The organism is Cupriavidus oxalaticus, assembly GCF_038900635.1.
In the GTDB taxonomy this organism is placed as follows: domain Bacteria; phylum Pseudomonadota; class Gammaproteobacteria; order Burkholderiales; family Burkholderiaceae; genus Cupriavidus; species Cupriavidus oxalaticus_B.
This window is the reverse complement of the sequence record NZ_JAYMRX010000027.1, coordinates 40,501-56,612: the sequence shown is the minus strand read 5'-3', so window position 1 is coordinate 56,612 and position 16,112 is coordinate 40,501. Positions and strand designations below refer to the sequence as shown.

Genomic DNA, 16,112 nt, shown 5'->3' with positions numbered 1-16,112 from the left:
AGAATTACTCAGCGGTGACGGCGAAGTCCTTAGACACGAAGCTCAGCCCACCGACCGATGATGTAATCTCAAAACCGTACTGGATCTCGCCGACAACCACGTCATGAAAATAGTTCAGCGACTTTAAGTAATTCATGATCTCCAGCACGTCGATCGTAGTGTGGTTGGTCTTCGCTGTGCGTAAGAAAGAATAGACGTGGTTCTTGCCGTTGCTACCAACATAGACATTCCAGGTGCTACCGGACAGCGGAACGTTGCTGTAGAGTGGAATCGCGCAACCTTCAGAAGTCCAGTTATATGAGATCGGCTTCACATTACCGCATCCATTTGAGGTGCCCGTGTAGTTCAGCCAGACCATGATCTCGTGCTGTTTTGCGTCGGCCCAGATATCCAACGTGGATTCCCATGCACCAACAACAGGCGTGGTAGCTGAGATAGTGGCAGTAAGCTTCCTCAGCGAGCTGACAGGCTTGTTGACAAAGTATTCGACGTGCGGATAGGACTTTATGCCGTTCGTGTTCGGCTGGTCTGATGTGACACCCCAGTCGGAATTTGAATTAGCCCAGATGGACTGCGGACCAACTGCGACTGGAGGAACGCTGCAAGGCCCCCATACGTCATTGTTTAAAGTATACCCCTCGTAGTTCCAACGCGCGAAAAGAGTAGGCTCATAGCAGGATGAAGTTGAAGGCGAACCTGCAGACCATGTTGCAGCCTGCGCGACGGTGGATCCGAGCATCAGCATCAGGGAGGTAAGGCGTCCCAATATGGTCAGAAATTTTGGCATATCTTCTTAATTCCTGTCGGTGAAAAAATTTGGAATCCGTAAGGCGTTCGAGTTTTGGGAAGATGGGCTGATCTCGTGTGAGTTCGCTGACGCGGACATGCGACTGTTTAACGGTTTCGTGTCTGATTCTCCATTAGCGGAGTTGGCACTAGCGTGTCCGTGATGCCATCTAATGCGGCGTCATACACTCGCACACAGACGTTAAAAAAACGCCCGACGGGGAAGTCGGGCGCTATAAAGGACGCATTGTTGGGGGAGACATACATCAACTCACGGGGGCCTGACTAATCCCAATAGGGATACTAATCCCACCCCGCGGAAAATGTTATCGGATTTTTCCGAATTTCGCATAAGGATTTTCTTATACCCGGCCAGGGATGGTGTTCAAAACACCGTCAGCAATGTCCAACTGACCGGGTGAGTATGTCAGTTGTGTTCGCAGCAGGCTGTGCGGCCCGAATTCGACGCCAGTTTCCGCACGAGCAAGAACGTTGCGCGACGTATTTCGGATCTGTGGTCCGGCAATCTCAAATGGCGCGCTGCAACACAGCACCGGCGAACTCATTGCTATGTTTGACGCCGACCACGCTTCGCGCAAGGATTTCCTGATTAAAAGCGATCGGCTATTTTCAAAACGAGCGTGTCGCGTTCATGCAAACGCCTCACGAGTTTTTTCAACATCGATTCATTCAATCATCGTTTGGGAAAGATGCCGGTGCGAGAGTTCTTCAAGATAATCCAGCGCGGCAAGGACGCGCTGAACGCCGCATTTTCTACGGCAATTGCGCAGTGATACGCTGCTCGGCAGTCGCGCCGATCGAAAGCTTTTGCCACGGAAACCCGACCGAGGAAGTCCACACCGCAATCCGTATGCACAAGCTTGGCTACCCGCGCTTGAACTATCTGGCATCGACGCTGTTCTTCTTCGATGGCTGGCAAAAGCTTGTCTTCTTCATCACGCCGCCGGCGGTGTTCCTGTTGGCGGGCTGCCGATCGCGTCGACGCTCAACGCGTTCCTGTTGTGGTTTTGCATGTATTATCTCTTTTCCATACTGTTCATCTGGAACTCGGGCGCAGCTCCAACTCGCTCTTCTTGAGCGAGCAGTACGTGATCGCACGATTCTTAGCCTTCATGTCAACCAGCCTCCGGGCTGCTCCGGAGAAACATCCGATTTGCCGTGACGGCCAAGCAGATGTCGCCGACAGGAAAAATGGGGCTCTGCCTGTCCCCGCTACTGGTGGTGTGCGGCGTTGCGGCGGCGAGCGTGCCGGATGCCTGTTGACGGGGTCAGAGCGCCGCCGGCGGTGGTGGTCGCCGGACGAGAAGCTCGTGATGGTGTGCGAGAGCTGCGAGGCGGGTGGGACCGTGTCGATGGTGGCGCGCGAGCATGGTGTCAATCCGAATCAGCTCTTTCCCGAATCAGTTCTTTCATAGGCGCAAGGGGACCAGGACGGCAGCCTATCGGAGGTCAGCGTCGGTGAAGAAGTCGTGCCGGCATCGGAGCTGAGCGACGCGCTCAAGCAAGTCCGTGAACTACTACAGCGCCTGTTGGACAGAGAGCATCGTAGCGCGCCTCCCGAAAACGCGAAGCGGGTCTATCGGGTCATGCGAGTGCATGGCCGCCTGCTGCAACCGCCACGCAACCAGGCAGGCATGAGGGTAAAGTCGCGGTAGCAAAGGACGAACCAGCGGTGACGCTCTGACGGCTTTGAGTTCCGCTGCGACAATGGCGAGTCGCTGCGCGCGACGTTCGCCATGGACTGCTGCGACCGCGAGGCGATGACTTGGGCGGCGACCATTGGAGGGCATAGTGGCGACGCGTTCCGCGACTTGATGTTGGCCGCCGTCGAGAATCGCTTTGGAAACGCGCTGAAGACGCCGACGGACATTGAATGGCTGACCGATAATGGGTCGGGCTACACGGCGGACAAGACCAAGGCGTTTGCGTCGGAAATTGGCCTGAAACCACTGACCACACCTGTTTGCAGCACACAGAGCAACGGGATGGCCGAGAGCTTTGTGAAGACCATGAAGAATCGCGACTATTTCATCTTCATGTCCAAGCCTGATGCCGAGACTGCGAATTCGCAATCGGGTCATCGCCTTTGAGCACTACAACGAGCAGTACCCCCATAGCGCCCTGAATTACCGCTCCCCCGCGCGAGTTCAGGCGTGCGATGGCCTTATCAACCTACGGGTGTGACCGTGTCCGGGGTGCAAATCCAGACTCAAGACTCAACTACCAACCTTGGCCAAGTCGGGGCTGCAGAATTTTCAGTTGCTATTGGTGGATTTGCCCTGCTCGCGTCGGCGAGCACTACGTCGTCCAACCTCGACTGGGTGAATGCGGAGGTGGCAGCGGTGCTCGCCGATTCCGCGCTCTCGCCCGTTTATCGGACAAAGGCTTCAGCCTGAAAAAGAGCACTCCCGAAATCCTTGGCGCGTTCATTCTCGAGGAGGTCTCGAAGATCCAGCAACTGGTAAAGACCAACGAAAATTGTCGTGAGATGTATTGGCGCCTGCTTAGCCGCTAATTCAAGCTGGCTCAACCATTCGAACTCCATAGATCCGATTGGGGTGGCGTTGGCAAGCGGCTTGCGTTCCTGTGTTCGACCAGCTTTTTGTAAAAGGCGGCGCGGCTAATGCCGATGTTCGCGGCGGCCCGGCCCACATGACCCGAACTGGCCGCCAGCGCTTGGAGTAGGTAGGCGGCTTCGAACTGCGCTGTGGCATCGGCGTAGCCAAGCTGCGATAGTGGCTGCGTGGGTACCGCGGGAAGCGTGGCTTGGGCCGGCATTGACGCCGGTCCAGGGACGCTTCGCACACCGAGCAGAGATGCCAGCATGCTGTCATCTACCTCGCCTGTATCATGCATCATCACTAGCCGCTCAAGGACGTTGCGCAACTGGCGCACGTTGCCGGGCCAAGCGTATTCGGTAAGAAGTTTCAGCGCGGCTTGAGTTAGGACAGGAGCGTCCCGCTCGGCCCGGGTGCAGATTTCTTCCAGAATGGCATAGGTGAGCGGCAATAGGTCGGCTTGGCGCTGGCGCAGTGGCGTCAGACATATCGGCAGGACATTGAGTCGGTAGTATAGGTCCGCACGGAACTTGCCCGCTTCTATCAACGCCGGCAGGTCGGCCGAGGTGGCGGCGATGATGCGCACATTGGCGCGGATGATCCGGTTCGAGCCGATGGGCTCGAACTCCTTCTCCTGAAGAACCCGCAATAGCTTACCTTGCAGCATCAGCGGCATATCGCCGATCTCGTCCAGGAACAGTGTGCCCCCGTCGGCGAGTTCGAACTTGCCCACACGTCCCTTGCGCTCAGCGCCAGTGTACGCGCCAGGCGCAGCCCCGAAGAATTCGACTTCCAGCAATGTCTCGGGAATGGCCGCCATATTGAGAGTGACCAACGACCGCCCCGCGCGCGCCGATGATGCGTGGATGGCATGCGCCAGCAGTTCCTTGCCGGTGCCGGTCTCGCCCAGGAGCAGTACCGGAGCATCGGCCTGTGCGGCACGGCGCGCCAGGCGTTTTATTTCCAGCGTGGCGGGGCAGTTGCCGACGAAGCTGGTAAAGGTGTACTTGGCCCGCCGCGTCTGTTCCAACGTACGGCGCGTAGCTACCAGTTCCTCCCTGACTCGGGTGTAATGCGTGAACAGCGGGGTGAGTGACTTGAGTTCGTCGAAGAGCGCAAAGCCTACCGCGCCAACGGTGTTGCCATCGTTGTCCTTGATTGGCAGGCGCATCACGATCATCGGTTCGTCCCGGGTCTCTAGGATATCGAGCAGGATTGGCTTGCCAGTCTCGACCACTTGACGCATCAGGCTGTTGGGGATAACTCGCTCACACTCGAGACCGATAGCCTCCCGCGGATCCTCGAAGCCGAATCGAGCTGCATACCGCTTATTGATCCATACCACGCGGGCGTGCGCATCGACCACGATCGTCCCCTCGCTAAAGTTCTCGAAGGTTCGGAACAATGATTCCATCGCGCGCCGGGCGACGGAATCGAAATTGCCAAGCATGCTGCTGTCGTTGGCTTCGCGCAGAGTGCTCATTTCGATGTCTCCGTATGGAGACGGATTCTCTCATAGTGGACCAGTTTTCGGCGAATTTTCCACAGTTCGAGAATTTTAGGAAAGATTCGCGACAATTTGAGCATCATAAATCACACAAATGCTTGGCACGATCGGTGCAATGATCCTGGGCCCTCGCAGTGCGGCCCTGCCGCAAAGAGGGTACGTGTTTTGCGCGATCAGCCGACCCTGCCCGCCACACGTGAAGCTCAAAAAAATACTTGCGGAGACTTCATGTCATTTGTTGTTGTCGTTGCAGCCCTTGCGTTCCTGATGCTAGCCGCCTATCGCGGCTACAGCGTGATCTTGTTTGCTCCCATGGCCGCACTCGGCGCCGTGGCCTTTACGGATCCCTCTGCTGTCGCCCCTGCGTTTACGGGCATCTTCATGGAGAAGATGGTCGGCTTCGTGAAGCTGTATTTCCCGGTTTTCCTGCTTGGCGCGGTGTTTGGCAAGGTGATCGAGCTGTCCGGCTACTCGCGCTCCATCGTCGCCGCCGCGATCCGGTATATCGGTAGCTCGCGCGCCAACGCCGTGATCGTGGCGGTATGTGCCTTGCTGACCTATGGCGGAGTCTCGCTCTTCGTGGTGGTGTTTGCCGTCTATCCTTTCGCGGCAGAGCTTTACCGTCAGAGCAACATCCCTAAACGCCTGATGCCCGGTGCCATCGCGCTTGGCGCCTTCTCATTCACCATGGATTCGCTGCCTGGGACGCCGCAGATCCAAAACATCATACCTACCACGTTCTTCAAGACCACTGCATGGGCCGCCCCAGTACTTGGAGTGGTCGGCTCGCTGTTCATCCTTATCGTTGGCCTGGGTTACCTTGAATGGAGGCGGCGTGATGCACTAAAGCGCGGCGAAGGCTATGGCACCTCGCTCCTGAACGAACCGGAACCAGTGTATACGGCACACCTGCCAAATCCTCTGCTGGCAATTGCGCCGCTTGTACTGGTCGGTGTGTCCAACTTTGCGCTAACCCGGATGATCCCCCTTTGGTATGGCACGCAAAGCAGCTTGGCATTGCCGGGGCTGGCCAAGCCGGTCACCATTCCGACCGCATCCGTGACCGCCATCTGGGCCGTGGAAGGGGCCCTACTGCTGGGCATTGGCCTCGTTCTGCTGACAGCTTTCGCCGCAGTGCGCGAGCGCTTCGCTGAGGGTACCAAGACTGCCGTCGGTGGCGCGCTGCTGGCGGCGATGAATACGGCTTCGGAATACGGCTTTGGCGGCGTGATTGCTGCGCTGCCGGGTTTCCTGGTTGTCGGTGACACGCTCAAGAGCATTCCAAATCCACTGGTCAATGCCGCCGTTTCGGTGAGCGCGTTGGCGGGGATCACAGGCTCAGCCTCGGGGGGCATGAGCATTGCGCTGGCGGCAATGGGCGACACCTTCATCCAAGGCGCACAGGCGGCCAGTATTCCGTTGGACGTACTGCATCGCGTCGTGTCGATGGCCAGCGGCGGCATGGACACGCTGCCGCATAACGGCGCTGTGATCACGCTGCTGGCTGTGACCGGTCTGACGCACCGCGAGTCGTATCGTGACATCTTTGCCGTCACCCTGATCAAGACCTTGGCCGTCTTCTTTGTCATCCTGGTGTTCTATCTGACCGGGCTAATCTGAGCGTCAACTCATGGAGCATGCGCGAAGGGCTTCGCGCGAGCAGTGCCGATTTTTTTTACAGCAGATTCCTATGACAACCCTGAACGGAAAAACCGCGCTTGTGACCGGTTCTACTAGCGGCATCGGTCTCGGCATCGCACAGGTGCTGGCCCAGGCTGGCGCCAATATCGTCCTCAATGGCTTTGGCGATACGAATGCCGCCATGGCCGCCATCCAGGCAACTGGCGCTCAGGTTATCCATCACCCGGCCGATATGCGTCAACCTCAAGAGATCGAAGCCATGTTTGCCATGGCTCGCGATTCCTTCGGCGCCGTGGATGTCCTGGTGAACAATGCTGGCATCCAGTACGTATCGCCCATCGAAAGCTTTGACGCCAAAAAGTGGGATGACATTATCGCCATCAACCTCACTTCGGGCTTTCATACGACCAAGTATGCGCTGCCTGGCATGCGCGCGCGCAACTGGGGCCGGATCATCAATATTGCATCGGTGCATGGCTTGGTGGGATCGGCGGGCAAGTCAGCGTACGTGGCGGCCAAGCACGGACTGGTGGGGTTGACCAAGGTTACCGCGTTGGAAACCGCGAAAACCGGTGTGACCTGCAACGCCATTTGCCCGGGCTTCGTGCTGACCCCGCTGGTGCAAAAGCAAATCGACGACTTGGCCGCAAGGGAAGGTCTGTTTCCAGACGATGCCCGGGCGCGCCTGCTCGGTGAAAAGCAGCCATCCGGCCGGTTCGTCACGCCTGAGGAACTCGGGAACCTTGCGCTGATGCTGTGCTCCCCGCTGGCGGCCGAAGTGCGCGGCGCCACGTGGGTGGCCGACGGCGGCTGGACTGCCCAGTAGCGCCATGTCTCTCTACCGACGCCGCGACTAGCCTATGGCGCAAGCATATGGGTCCTCCAATTGCGGGGTCCATTGCGCGATGCGTGGCGCAATTTTTCAAATCACAGCATTTTGGAGTACGGCAGAACATCATGGATCAGCAAAACAAGTACTCTCACGTCAAGCCAACCGACACCGCCTTCACCAGCGATGGCCTGCGTGACTTCTTCGTCTATCGCGACCTTGGTATACCGGCGGCAAAGTCATTGCCCATCTGGTACGCGCCAATAGCGCCCCTGAAGCCGGCACTGGCTGACATGTCCATGGTGCCGATTTCCATATCGTCTACATGCTGAAGGGCTGGGCAAAGTTCATGTACGAGGATAAGGAAACGTTGGTCGAGGCAGGGGACTGCGTGCATCAGCGACCTGGTATCCGCCATTTTCTCTTCGACTACTCGCAGGATATGGAATACCTGGAAGTCGTCGGGCCTGCCACGTTTACCAGCGTGGGCGTGGAAGGGCCGTGTGCCGTACCGGCACCAGGAGAATGGTGACGCCCGGATCGTCTGAGGTCTAGGGCGGCACATCCGCCATGTCTGTGGTGCACTCGCAGACAACGAACAGCCAGTCGAATTGCGCTGATCCGAGAATCAGCAGCAGGCGCGCCCCACCAACGACGATGTCACCGGATCCGCCGCCAAAAAATGAAGCAGTAAAAGGCAGGATCGAATTGCTTGCCGGTGGTGCCAGACATAAGCCGGCAAAAACAAAACAACGCAGGCAGGAGACATGATTCAAAACGAAACCATCCTGGAAACGCGGAACCTCACCAAGGAGTTCAAGGGGTTCACGGCGGTGAGCGACGTCAACCTGCGGGTGCGCCGCGGCTCGATCCATGCGTTGATCGGCCCCAACGGCGCGGGCAAGACCACTTGCTTCAACCTGCTCACCAAGTTCCTGGAGCCGACCACCGGCACCATCCTTTTCAACGGCATCGACATCACGCGGGAAAAGCCGGCGCAGATAGCGCGGCGCGGCGTGATCCGCTCGTTCCAGATCTCGGCGGTGTTCCCGCACCTGACGGTGATGGAGAACGTGCGCATCGGGCTGCAGCGGCAACTCGGCACCGCGTACCAGTTCTGGCGCAGCGAGCGCTCGCTCGATGTGCTCAACGAGCGCGCCATGGAGCTGCTCGAGCAGGTCGGCCTGACCGAGTTCGCGCACACGCTCACGGTGAACCTGCCGTACGGGCGCAAGCGCGCGCTGGAGATCGCCACCACGCTGGCGATGGAGCCCGAGCTGATGCTGCTCGACGAGCCCACCCAGGGCATGGGCCACGAGGATGTGGACCGCGTCACGCAGCTGATCAAGAAGGTCTCCGCCGGCCGCACCATCTTGATGGTGGAGCACAACATGAGCGTGGTCTCGTCGATCGCCGACAAGATCACCGTGCTGCAGCGCGGCGCGATCCTGGCCGAGGGGCCTTACGCCGAGGTGTCGAAGGACCCGCGCGTGATGGAGGCCTACATGGGCACGGCCGATGCCGAGCTGCAGGGCGCGCCCTGAAGCGGGGGACGACACGATGAGCACGAATAACGCACCCGCACTCGAAATCAATGGCCTGCAGGCCTGGTACGGCGAATCGCACATCCTGCACGGCGTCGACCTCACGGTGAACCGCGGCGAAGTGGTGACGCTGCTGGGCCGCAACGGCGCCGGCCGAACCACCACGCTGCGCGCGATCATGGGCCTGACCGGCGCGCGCAAGGGTTCGATCAAGGTCAACGGCAACGAGACCATCGGCCTGCCGACGCACAAGATCGCGCACTACGGCATCGGCTACTGCCCCGAAGAGCGCGCGATCTTCTCCAGCCTGTCATGCGAGGAGAACCTGCTGCTGCCCCCGCAGCTCAAGGGCAATGCAGGTGAAAGCGCGGGCATGAGCGAGGTCGAACTCTACGACATGTTCCCCAACCTGAAGGAGCGCCGCCAGAGCCAGGGCACGCGCCTGTCGGGCGGCGAGCAGCAGATGCTGGCGGTGGCGCGCATCCTGCGCACCGGCGCGAACCTGCTGCTGCTCGACGAGATCTCGGAAGGGCTGGCGCCGGTGATTGTGCAGGCGCTGGCGCGCATGATCCGGATGCTCAAGCAGAAGGGGTACACGGTGGTGATGGTGGAGCAGAACTTCCGCTTCGCCGCGCCGCTGGCCGACCGCTTCTACGTGATGGAGCACGGCAGCATCGTCGAACGCTTCGATGCCGGCGATCTGCAGGCAAAGATGCCGGTGCTGCATGAATTGCTCGGGGTCTGAATCACAACGGTAGCGCAAACCGGCATCAAAACGGTGGCACGAAACGCCGCCGCAACAACTTCAGGAGGCAAGTCTATGAAAACCACCACGTTTGCAGCCGCGATGTCGGCACTGATAACCGCCATGGCGGCTACCTCCGCCATGGCGCAAGTATCGAACGACAAGATCAAGGTCGGCTTTATCACCGACATGTCGAGCTTGTATGCCGATATCGACGGGAAAGGCGGTCTCGATGCGGTCAAGATGGCGATTGAAGACCATGGCGGCAAGGTTCTTGGCAAGCCAATTGAGCTGATTTCGGCTGACCATCAAAACAAGGCTGACATCGCTGCCTCGAAAGCGCGGGAGTGGATGGACCAGCAGGGGCTCGACATGCTGTTGGGTGGCACCAACTCAGGTGCGGCTCTGGCCATGAACAAGGTGGCGCAGGAGAAGAAGCGGGTCTTCATGGAAGTCGGCGCTGCTAGCTCGCGGCTGACCAACGAAGAATGTTCGCCTTACACGGTGCACTACGCCTATGACACGGTTGCGCTGGCCAAGGGCACTGGCAGCGCGGTGGTCAAGCAGGGCGGAAAGTCTTGGTTCTTCCTGACCGCCGATTATGCCTTCGGACACTCGCTGGAGGGCGACACCGCCGCGGTGGTGAAGGCCAGTGGTGGCACCGTAGCCGGGCAGGTGCGCCATCCGCTGTCGGCATCTGACTTCTCGTCGTTCCTGCTGCAGGCGCAATCGTCCAAGGCGCAGATCCTGGGCCTGGCCAACGCCGGCGGCGACACCATCAATTCGATCAAGGCGGCCAAGGAGTTTGGCATCAACAGGTCGATGAAGATCGCCGGCCTCCTGATGTTTATCAATGACATCCACAGCCTGGGTCTGAAGAACACAGAAGGCCTGCTGATGACCGACAGCTGGTACTGGGACATGAACGACGAGACTCGACAGTTCGCCAGCCGATACTTCATCCGGAACAAGAAGATGCCGAGCAGTCTGCAGGCGGCGGACTACTCGGCGGTCAGCACCTACCTGAAGGCGGTCGAAGCGGCCAAGACTGACGATCCGGACAAGGTCATGGCAGAGCTGAAGAAGATGAAGATCAACGATTTCTACGCCAAGGCCTATGTCCGTGCTGACGGCAGGGCCATTCACGATATGTATCTGCTGCAGGTGAAGGCGCCGACCGAGTCGAAGAAACCGTGGGATTACCTGAAGGTGGTGGCGACCATTCCAGGCGAGCAGGCTTTCGGCACAGTGGCGGAGTCGAAGTGCCCGCTGTTGAGGCGTTAAGTACAGAGCATGGATAGCCGGTTCACGGATGCGCCGGCGGGCGGGTCCCCTCTCCTACATCGGGGGGAACGCAAACATATCCCCGCGTGTGAGCACGTCGCCGCGCTGCGCCGTGTCCACGCTCGTACTCCGCGGCGGCGCAAGGAGCCTGCGTTTCATTGCTCCTTCCGGAAGGGCTGCCGACGCGCTGGAATTCTCATTGGGGCTGCAACCACGATTAACAGAAACGGCAATCCACATGGACATACTTGGAATCCCTTTACCCGCCATGCTGTCCCAGTTCCTGCTGGGCCTGGTCAACGGGGCCTTTTACGCGATGCTGAGCTTGGGCCTTGCGGTCATCTTCGGCCTGCTCAACGTCATCAATTTCGCGCACGGCGCGCTCTTCATGCTGGGCGCGGTGCTGGCCTGGATGGGCATGGAGTACGCCGGGCTCAACTACTGGATCATGCTGCTGCTGTCGCCGCTGGTCGTTGCCGCCATCGGTGTGGTGATCGAGAAGACCATGCTGCGCTGGATCTACAAGCTCGACCACATCTACGGCCTGCTGCTGACGCTGGGCATCACGCTGGTGATCGAGGGCATCTTCCGCTCGATCTACGGCGTGTCGGGGCTGCCGTACTCGACGCCGGACGCGCTGCAGGGCGCGACCGACTTGGGCTTCATGATCCTGCCGAACTATCGCGCCTGGGTCGTGGTGGCGTCGCTGGTGGTGTGCTTTGCCACCTGGTACGTGATCGAGAAGACCAAGCTGGGCGCCTACCTGCGCGCCGGCACCGAGAACCCCAAGATGGTCGAAGCCTTTGGCGTCAACGTGCCGCTGATGGTGACGCTGACCTACGGCTTCGGCGTGGCGCTGGCCGCGTTTGCCGGGGTGCTGGCCGCGCCGGTGATCCAGATTTCGCCCCTGATGGGCCAGAACCTGATCATCATCGTGTTCGCGGTGGTGGTGATCGGCGGCATGGGCTCGATCATGGGGTCGATCCTGACCGGCCTGGGGCTGGGCGTAGTCGAAGGTCTGACCAAGGTGGTCTACCCTGAAGCGTCGTCAACGGTTGTGTTCTTCATCATGGTGATCGTGTTGCTGCTGCGCCCGGCTGGGCTGTTCGGAAAGGAGAAGTGATGACCGCATCCATATCGTCGACGCCGTCGACGCAAGCAAATCTTGCAAGCAAAGCGGGGCGTGCGGGAAACGCGCAAGACGTGCAGAAAAAACTGTTGTACGGATTGCTGCTGCTAGCGCTGATCGCTGCGCCGCTGGCGGGTGCCTATCCGGTATTCGTGCTCAAGGTGCTGTGCTTCGCGCTGTTTGCCTGCGCGTTCAACCTGCTGATCGGCTATACCGGGCTGCTGTCGTTCGGCCATGCGGCCTTCTTCGGCGGTGCCGGCTACGTGGCCGGCCATGCCATGAAGGTCTGGGGCGTGACGCCCGAGATCGGGCTGATCCTGGGCACGGCCACCGGCGCGCTGATCGGCTACGTGGTCGGCTCGCTCGCGATTCGCCGCCAGGGCATCTACTTCTCGATGATCACGCTGGCGCTGGCGCAGATGCTGTTCTTTATCTGCCTGCAGGCGCCGTTCACCGGCGGCGAGGACGGGCTGCAGGGCATCCCGCGCGGCAAGCTGTTCGGCGTGCTGCCGCTGTCGGATGACCTGACGCTGTACTACGTGGCGCTGGTGATCATCGTCGCGGCCTTCGCGCTGATCGTACGCACGGTGCACTCGCCATTCGGCCAGATCCTGAAGGCGATCAAGGAGAACGAGCCGCGCGCGATCTCGCTGGGCTATGACGTCGACCGCTTTAAGCTGACCGCCTTCGTGCTGTCGGCGGCGCTGGCGGGGCTGGCCGGCTCGATCAAGGCGCTGGTGCTGGGCTTCGAAACCCTGACCGATGTGCACTGGTCGATGTCGGGCTCGGTGATCCTGATGACGCTGGTCGGCGGCCTGGGCACCTTGTCGGGGCCGATTGTCGGCGCGTTTGTTGTCGTGGCATTGGAGAACAAACTGGGCGATATCGGTGCCTTCCTTGCTTCAATCACGGGCGTGGACTGGTTCAATACCTTGGGCGAGTCGGTCGCGATGGTTATCGGCGCGATTTTCGTTATCTGTGTGTTGACGTTCCGCCGTGGCGTCATGGGCGAGCTAGAGGAACGCTTCGCGCGCTTGCGGGAGTGAGTTTCGAGGGCTCGATCGGGGCCAAAGCGGGTCCAGTTCGCGGCTGGCCTGTCTCAAGACTGGACACCTACAGCGGTCAAAGCCCTTCTGTCCCGCAGGCCTCCGCATCATCTTCAGCGCATCAGAGCCGGATAGTTGCAAGCCGGTTCGCCTCAGCCTTGAGGCGGCCTTGTATTAATCAATAACAATGAGGAGACATTCCCATGCAGAGCCGTGCTTTCGATTCTTCCATGCTTCGCCGCCATCGCATATGGCGCGGCGCAGCCATTCCTGCCGCCAGCCTTCCTGATTTTCGCGTGCGGAGGCAGCGATGACTCAGCTTCTAGCGACGGCGATGGCGGAGCGGCGTCACCGAACATCAGGCTGTCCTTTGTTTCAGGCGCTGTTCGAGTCAAAACCTACGATGGGGATACCGACGACCTGCTGACCGCAGGTCGAGTTCAAGCTGAAAGCGGTCAGACTGGTTCAGACCGGGCAGAGCATAGCGGCGGTGAGTGCAAGGCTGGGCATAGCAGATCAGACGCTGCACAACTGGGTCAAGGCAGACCGCGAAGGCAAGCTGGCAGGCGCCGGGCCCAAGCCGGTCAGCCCGGAGCAGATGGAGCTTGCAAGGCTTCGTGCGGAGGTGGCGCGCCTGAAGATGGAACGCGACATTTTAAAAAAAGCCGCAGCGTACTTTGCGAAGGAGTCGGTGTGAAGTATGCGTTTATCGAGCGAAACCGACGTCACTGGCCGGCTTCGGTCCTGTGCGAGTTGCTGGGAGTCAGCCCCAGCGGTTATCACCAGCATAAGCAGCGCCAGGCCAGCACCGAGAAGCCGCGCAGGGGCGGTGTGAGCGATGACAGCTGCTGGCACATTTCAAGGCGATTCATGCCGAGGTCAAAAGGAAATATGGCTGGCCACGCATGTGGAAGGAACTCGTGGCACGCGGCGTGCAGGTGGGCAAGGAGCGTGTGCGCAAGCTAATGGCGCAGCATGGCATTCGCGCCCGCCACAAGCGTAAGTACATTGCGACGACCGACTCCAATCATGATTTGCCGGTAGCGGCCAACCTGCTGGAGCGCAACTTCAGTCCGACGACGCCCAACCAGGTCTGGACCAGCGACATCACCTGCGTGGCCACGGCCGAGGGCTGGCTGTACTTGGCGGTCATCATCGACCTGTTCAGCCGGCAAGTACTTGGCTGGTCGATGCGCCCGCATATGAAGGCCGATCTGGTAACCGATGCGCTGCGTATGGCCTGGTTCCGCCGGCGCCCTGATCCTGGCCTGATCATGCACAGCGACCGGGGCACCCCAGTACTGCGGTCGCCTGTTCCAGGACGCCCTGAAGGCCTATGGTATGCGCTCGTCCATGAGCCGGAGGGGCAATTGCTGGGACAATGCGCCGACGGAGAGCTTGTGGGGCTCACTGAAGGTCGCGCGCCTGCATGGGAAGCAGTTCGCTACCCGTCGAGCAGCCATGGAAGAGGTGATAGACTGGCTGAGCTTTTACAATGCCAGGCGGCTGCATTCGACACTGGGCTATGTCAGCCCGATGAAATTCGAGAAGAACTGGTTCGCAGCCCAGCAGCAGCGGGCTGCATGATTCCCTCGGCTAAGGGATTCGTCGAACAGGGGCAAGGTCAAAATCCAAGTTACGCGGAGCTAGTCGCCCTTGCTCGCCGGGATACGCACAAACGTGAGAAGGGTGATCGCCCATGGAGGATGTCACCTCATCGCGCCAGGGTCATCCAGCAATAATCAGAAGCGCGCAATATTCGTCCCCCATATAACATTCGATTTGCGTTGACACAGATCAAGGCCGGTGCAGTCTCATCGAGCCAGAATGGCCCGGCTGTCCCGCGAACGTAAATGAGGTATTCCATGCAGAAACTGCTTATTGCGCTTTCAATTGCCATGCCGGCAATATCAGGGCACGCAGAACCCACAGAGCAACTCCCAAGCTTCACCGATGTGATAAGCGCAATTAACCGCGGCGCGACCGTCTCGGTGATAGTCGACCTGACAAAGTGCGCAACTGCCGGTGATACAACCATGCAAGGCAGCACGCGCGGTGGGCTGAAGATCAATACCTATCAGATCTTGGCAGACGGGACGTTATACTTTGCCGACGAGCGCGCGACGGTCAGCACCTTTGGTGACCCGCGCTTCCCATCGAATTTCTGGAACCCCACCTGGCTATCTGTTCGCTATAATTTGAAGCCTAATCAGACTGTCTCCGTCGCGACTGAGATATTTTCTATCCCTCACTATAGTCGGCTGGCGGGGAATTCTGAGTTCACCTGCGCCATCAATCAAGGTGTCGAATTCTACACCAAACGTTACTAGTGTTGTGTCCCAGAGATAACTTTACATAAACGTTCGACTCTGGCGAGTATCGAATCTGCAGTAGCGGTCCAGACGAAGGGGCGTTTGTGAATGTTGTAGTGCTCGACGTAGCGTTGGATTTGCAGGACCAGTTGGCGCACGCTGTCAAACGACCCGCGGCGGATCGCCTGCTGCGTGATCAGCCCGAACCAGCGCTCGAGTTGATTGAGCCAGCTCGGGTACGTCGGCGTGAAGTGCATGTGACAGCGCGGGCGTTTGGCCAGCCATGCCTTGACCTTGGGATGCTTGTGAGTGGCGTAGTTGTCCGCGATCATGTGGACGTCCAGTTCTGCTGGAACGGCCTTGTCAATGTGGTACAGAAACGAGATGAACTCTTGGTGCCGATGCCAGGGCTTGCATTGCGCAATGATCTCGGCCGTCGCGGCGTCGAGAGCAGCGAACAGCGTAGTAGTGCCATGACGAATGTAATCATGCGTGACGCCCTCTACGTAGCCCAAGCCCTTGGGTAACGGGCTGTGTGCGCTCGAGCGCCTGGCACTGGCTCTGCGCGACCACCCTTGGCGGAAATGGGGCTCTGCTGAGGGGAATCCCTAACGGCTGGCAATCTTGGCGCGCTCTGCGCTCAGCGATGAAGAAAACACACCAAAGTGCACCCCTTTGCTCCAACAATGCCCACGGCAATGCGTCTGGTA

General features: G+C 59.4%; 12 protein-coding genes and 4 pseudogenes. 12 read left to right on the top strand and 4 right to left on the bottom strand.

Annotated features, from left to right (window positions below; genetic code table 11):
• Positions 1–4: 4 nt before the first annotated feature.
• Entirely contained in the window at positions 5–787 is a 783-nt protein-coding gene (locus VSR71_RS29740) for a GH12 family glycosyl hydrolase domain-containing protein (RefSeq protein WP_115683891.1), read from the bottom strand.
• A gap of 651 nt (positions 788–1,438) precedes the next feature.
• On the opposite strand from VSR71_RS29740, the gene VSR71_RS29735 reads away from it, so the two are divergent.
• Both VSR71_RS29735 and VSR71_RS29730 read left to right on the top strand, forming a co-directional pair.
• On the top strand, positions 1,439–1,969 hold the full coding sequence (locus tag VSR71_RS29735) for a hypothetical protein (protein ID WP_231942351.1): 531 nt from the start codon (positions 1,439–1,441) through the stop codon (positions 1,967–1,969).
• A gap of 94 nt (positions 1,970–2,063) precedes the next feature.
• Positions 2,064–2,980, top strand: a pseudogene (locus VSR71_RS29730) (DDE-type integrase/transposase/recombinase); the annotation flags it as partial.
• A 353-nt stretch (positions 2,981–3,333) separates the two neighbouring features.
• Here VSR71_RS29730 and VSR71_RS29725 read toward each other — a convergent pair.
• Positions 3,334–4,848: a sigma-54 interaction domain-containing protein gene (locus VSR71_RS29725; RefSeq protein WP_115683890.1), complete on the bottom strand. Its 1,515-nt coding sequence runs from the start codon at positions 4,846–4,848 to the stop codon at positions 3,334–3,336.
• Positions 4,849–5,100: 252 nt separating this feature from the next.
• Here VSR71_RS29725 and VSR71_RS29720 point away from each other — a divergent pair, with 252 nt between their 5' ends.
• The 3 genes and pseudogenes from VSR71_RS29720 to VSR71_RS29710 all read left to right on the top strand — a co-directional run bounded on the left by VSR71_RS29720 (position 5,101) and on the right by VSR71_RS29710 (position 7,874).
• Complete coding sequence (locus VSR71_RS29720; protein ID WP_115683889.1) at positions 5,101–6,492, top strand: GntP family permease; 1,392 nt, start codon at positions 5,101–5,103, stop codon at positions 6,490–6,492.
• Positions 6,493–6,562: 70 nt separating this feature from the next.
• On the top strand, positions 6,563–7,339 hold the full coding sequence (locus VSR71_RS29715; protein ID WP_115683888.1) for a 3-hydroxybutyrate dehydrogenase: 777 nt from the start codon (positions 6,563–6,565) through the stop codon (positions 7,337–7,339).
• A 131-nt stretch (positions 7,340–7,470) separates the two neighbouring features.
• Positions 7,471–7,874 (top strand): annotated as a pseudogene (locus VSR71_RS29710) (cupin domain-containing protein).
• 19 nt (positions 7,875–7,893) lie between these two features.
• On the opposite strand, the gene VSR71_RS29705 reads toward VSR71_RS29710, so the two are convergent.
• Positions 7,894–8,118: a hypothetical protein gene (locus VSR71_RS29705; RefSeq protein ID WP_147298468.1), complete on the bottom strand. Its 225-nt coding sequence runs from the start codon at positions 8,116–8,118 to the stop codon at positions 7,894–7,896.
• Here VSR71_RS29705 and VSR71_RS29700 point away from each other — a divergent pair.
• The 7 genes and pseudogenes from VSR71_RS29700 (at position 8,110) to VSR71_RS29670 (ending at position 15,420) form a co-directional block, all read left to right on the top strand.
• Complete coding sequence (locus VSR71_RS29700; RefSeq protein WP_373424335.1) at positions 8,110–8,886, top strand: ABC transporter ATP-binding protein; 777 nt, start codon at positions 8,110–8,112, stop codon at positions 8,884–8,886. The two genes, VSR71_RS29705 and VSR71_RS29700, sit on opposite strands and share 9 nt — an antisense overlap.
• A 16-nt stretch (positions 8,887–8,902) precedes the next feature.
• Positions 8,903–9,631 (top strand): ABC transporter ATP-binding protein, encoded by a 729-nt coding sequence (locus VSR71_RS29695; RefSeq protein ID WP_115683887.1) that lies wholly within the window; start codon positions 8,903–8,905, stop codon positions 9,629–9,631.
• Between the two features lie 75 nt (positions 9,632–9,706).
• Complete coding sequence (locus VSR71_RS29690; RefSeq protein WP_115683886.1) at positions 9,707–10,915, top strand: ABC transporter substrate-binding protein; 1,209 nt, start codon at positions 9,707–9,709, stop codon at positions 10,913–10,915.
• A 238-nt stretch (positions 10,916–11,153) separates the two neighbouring features.
• Positions 11,154–12,038, top strand: coding sequence for a branched-chain amino acid ABC transporter permease (locus tag VSR71_RS29685; protein ID WP_115683885.1), 885 nt, complete (start codon positions 11,154–11,156; stop codon positions 12,036–12,038).
• Positions 12,038–13,090, top strand: coding sequence for a branched-chain amino acid ABC transporter permease (locus VSR71_RS29680; RefSeq protein ID WP_231942350.1), 1,053 nt, complete (start codon positions 12,038–12,040; stop codon positions 13,088–13,090). The genes VSR71_RS29685 and VSR71_RS29680 overlap by 1 nt, the downstream gene beginning before the upstream one ends.
• Before the next feature lie 445 nt (positions 13,091–13,535).
• Positions 13,536–14,677, top strand: a pseudogene (locus tag VSR71_RS29675) (IS3 family transposase).
• A 278-nt stretch (positions 14,678–14,955) separates the two neighbouring features.
• Entirely contained in the window at positions 14,956–15,420 is a 465-nt protein-coding gene (locus VSR71_RS29670) for a VirK family protein (RefSeq protein ID WP_159373713.1), read from the top strand.
• Here the strand turns inward: VSR71_RS29670 and VSR71_RS29665 are convergent.
• A pseudogene (locus VSR71_RS29665) lies at positions 15,417–15,966 on the bottom strand (IS630 family transposase); the annotation flags it as partial. The gene VSR71_RS29670 and the pseudogene VSR71_RS29665 overlap by 4 nt on opposite strands.
• Positions 15,967–16,112 lie beyond the last annotated feature (146 nt).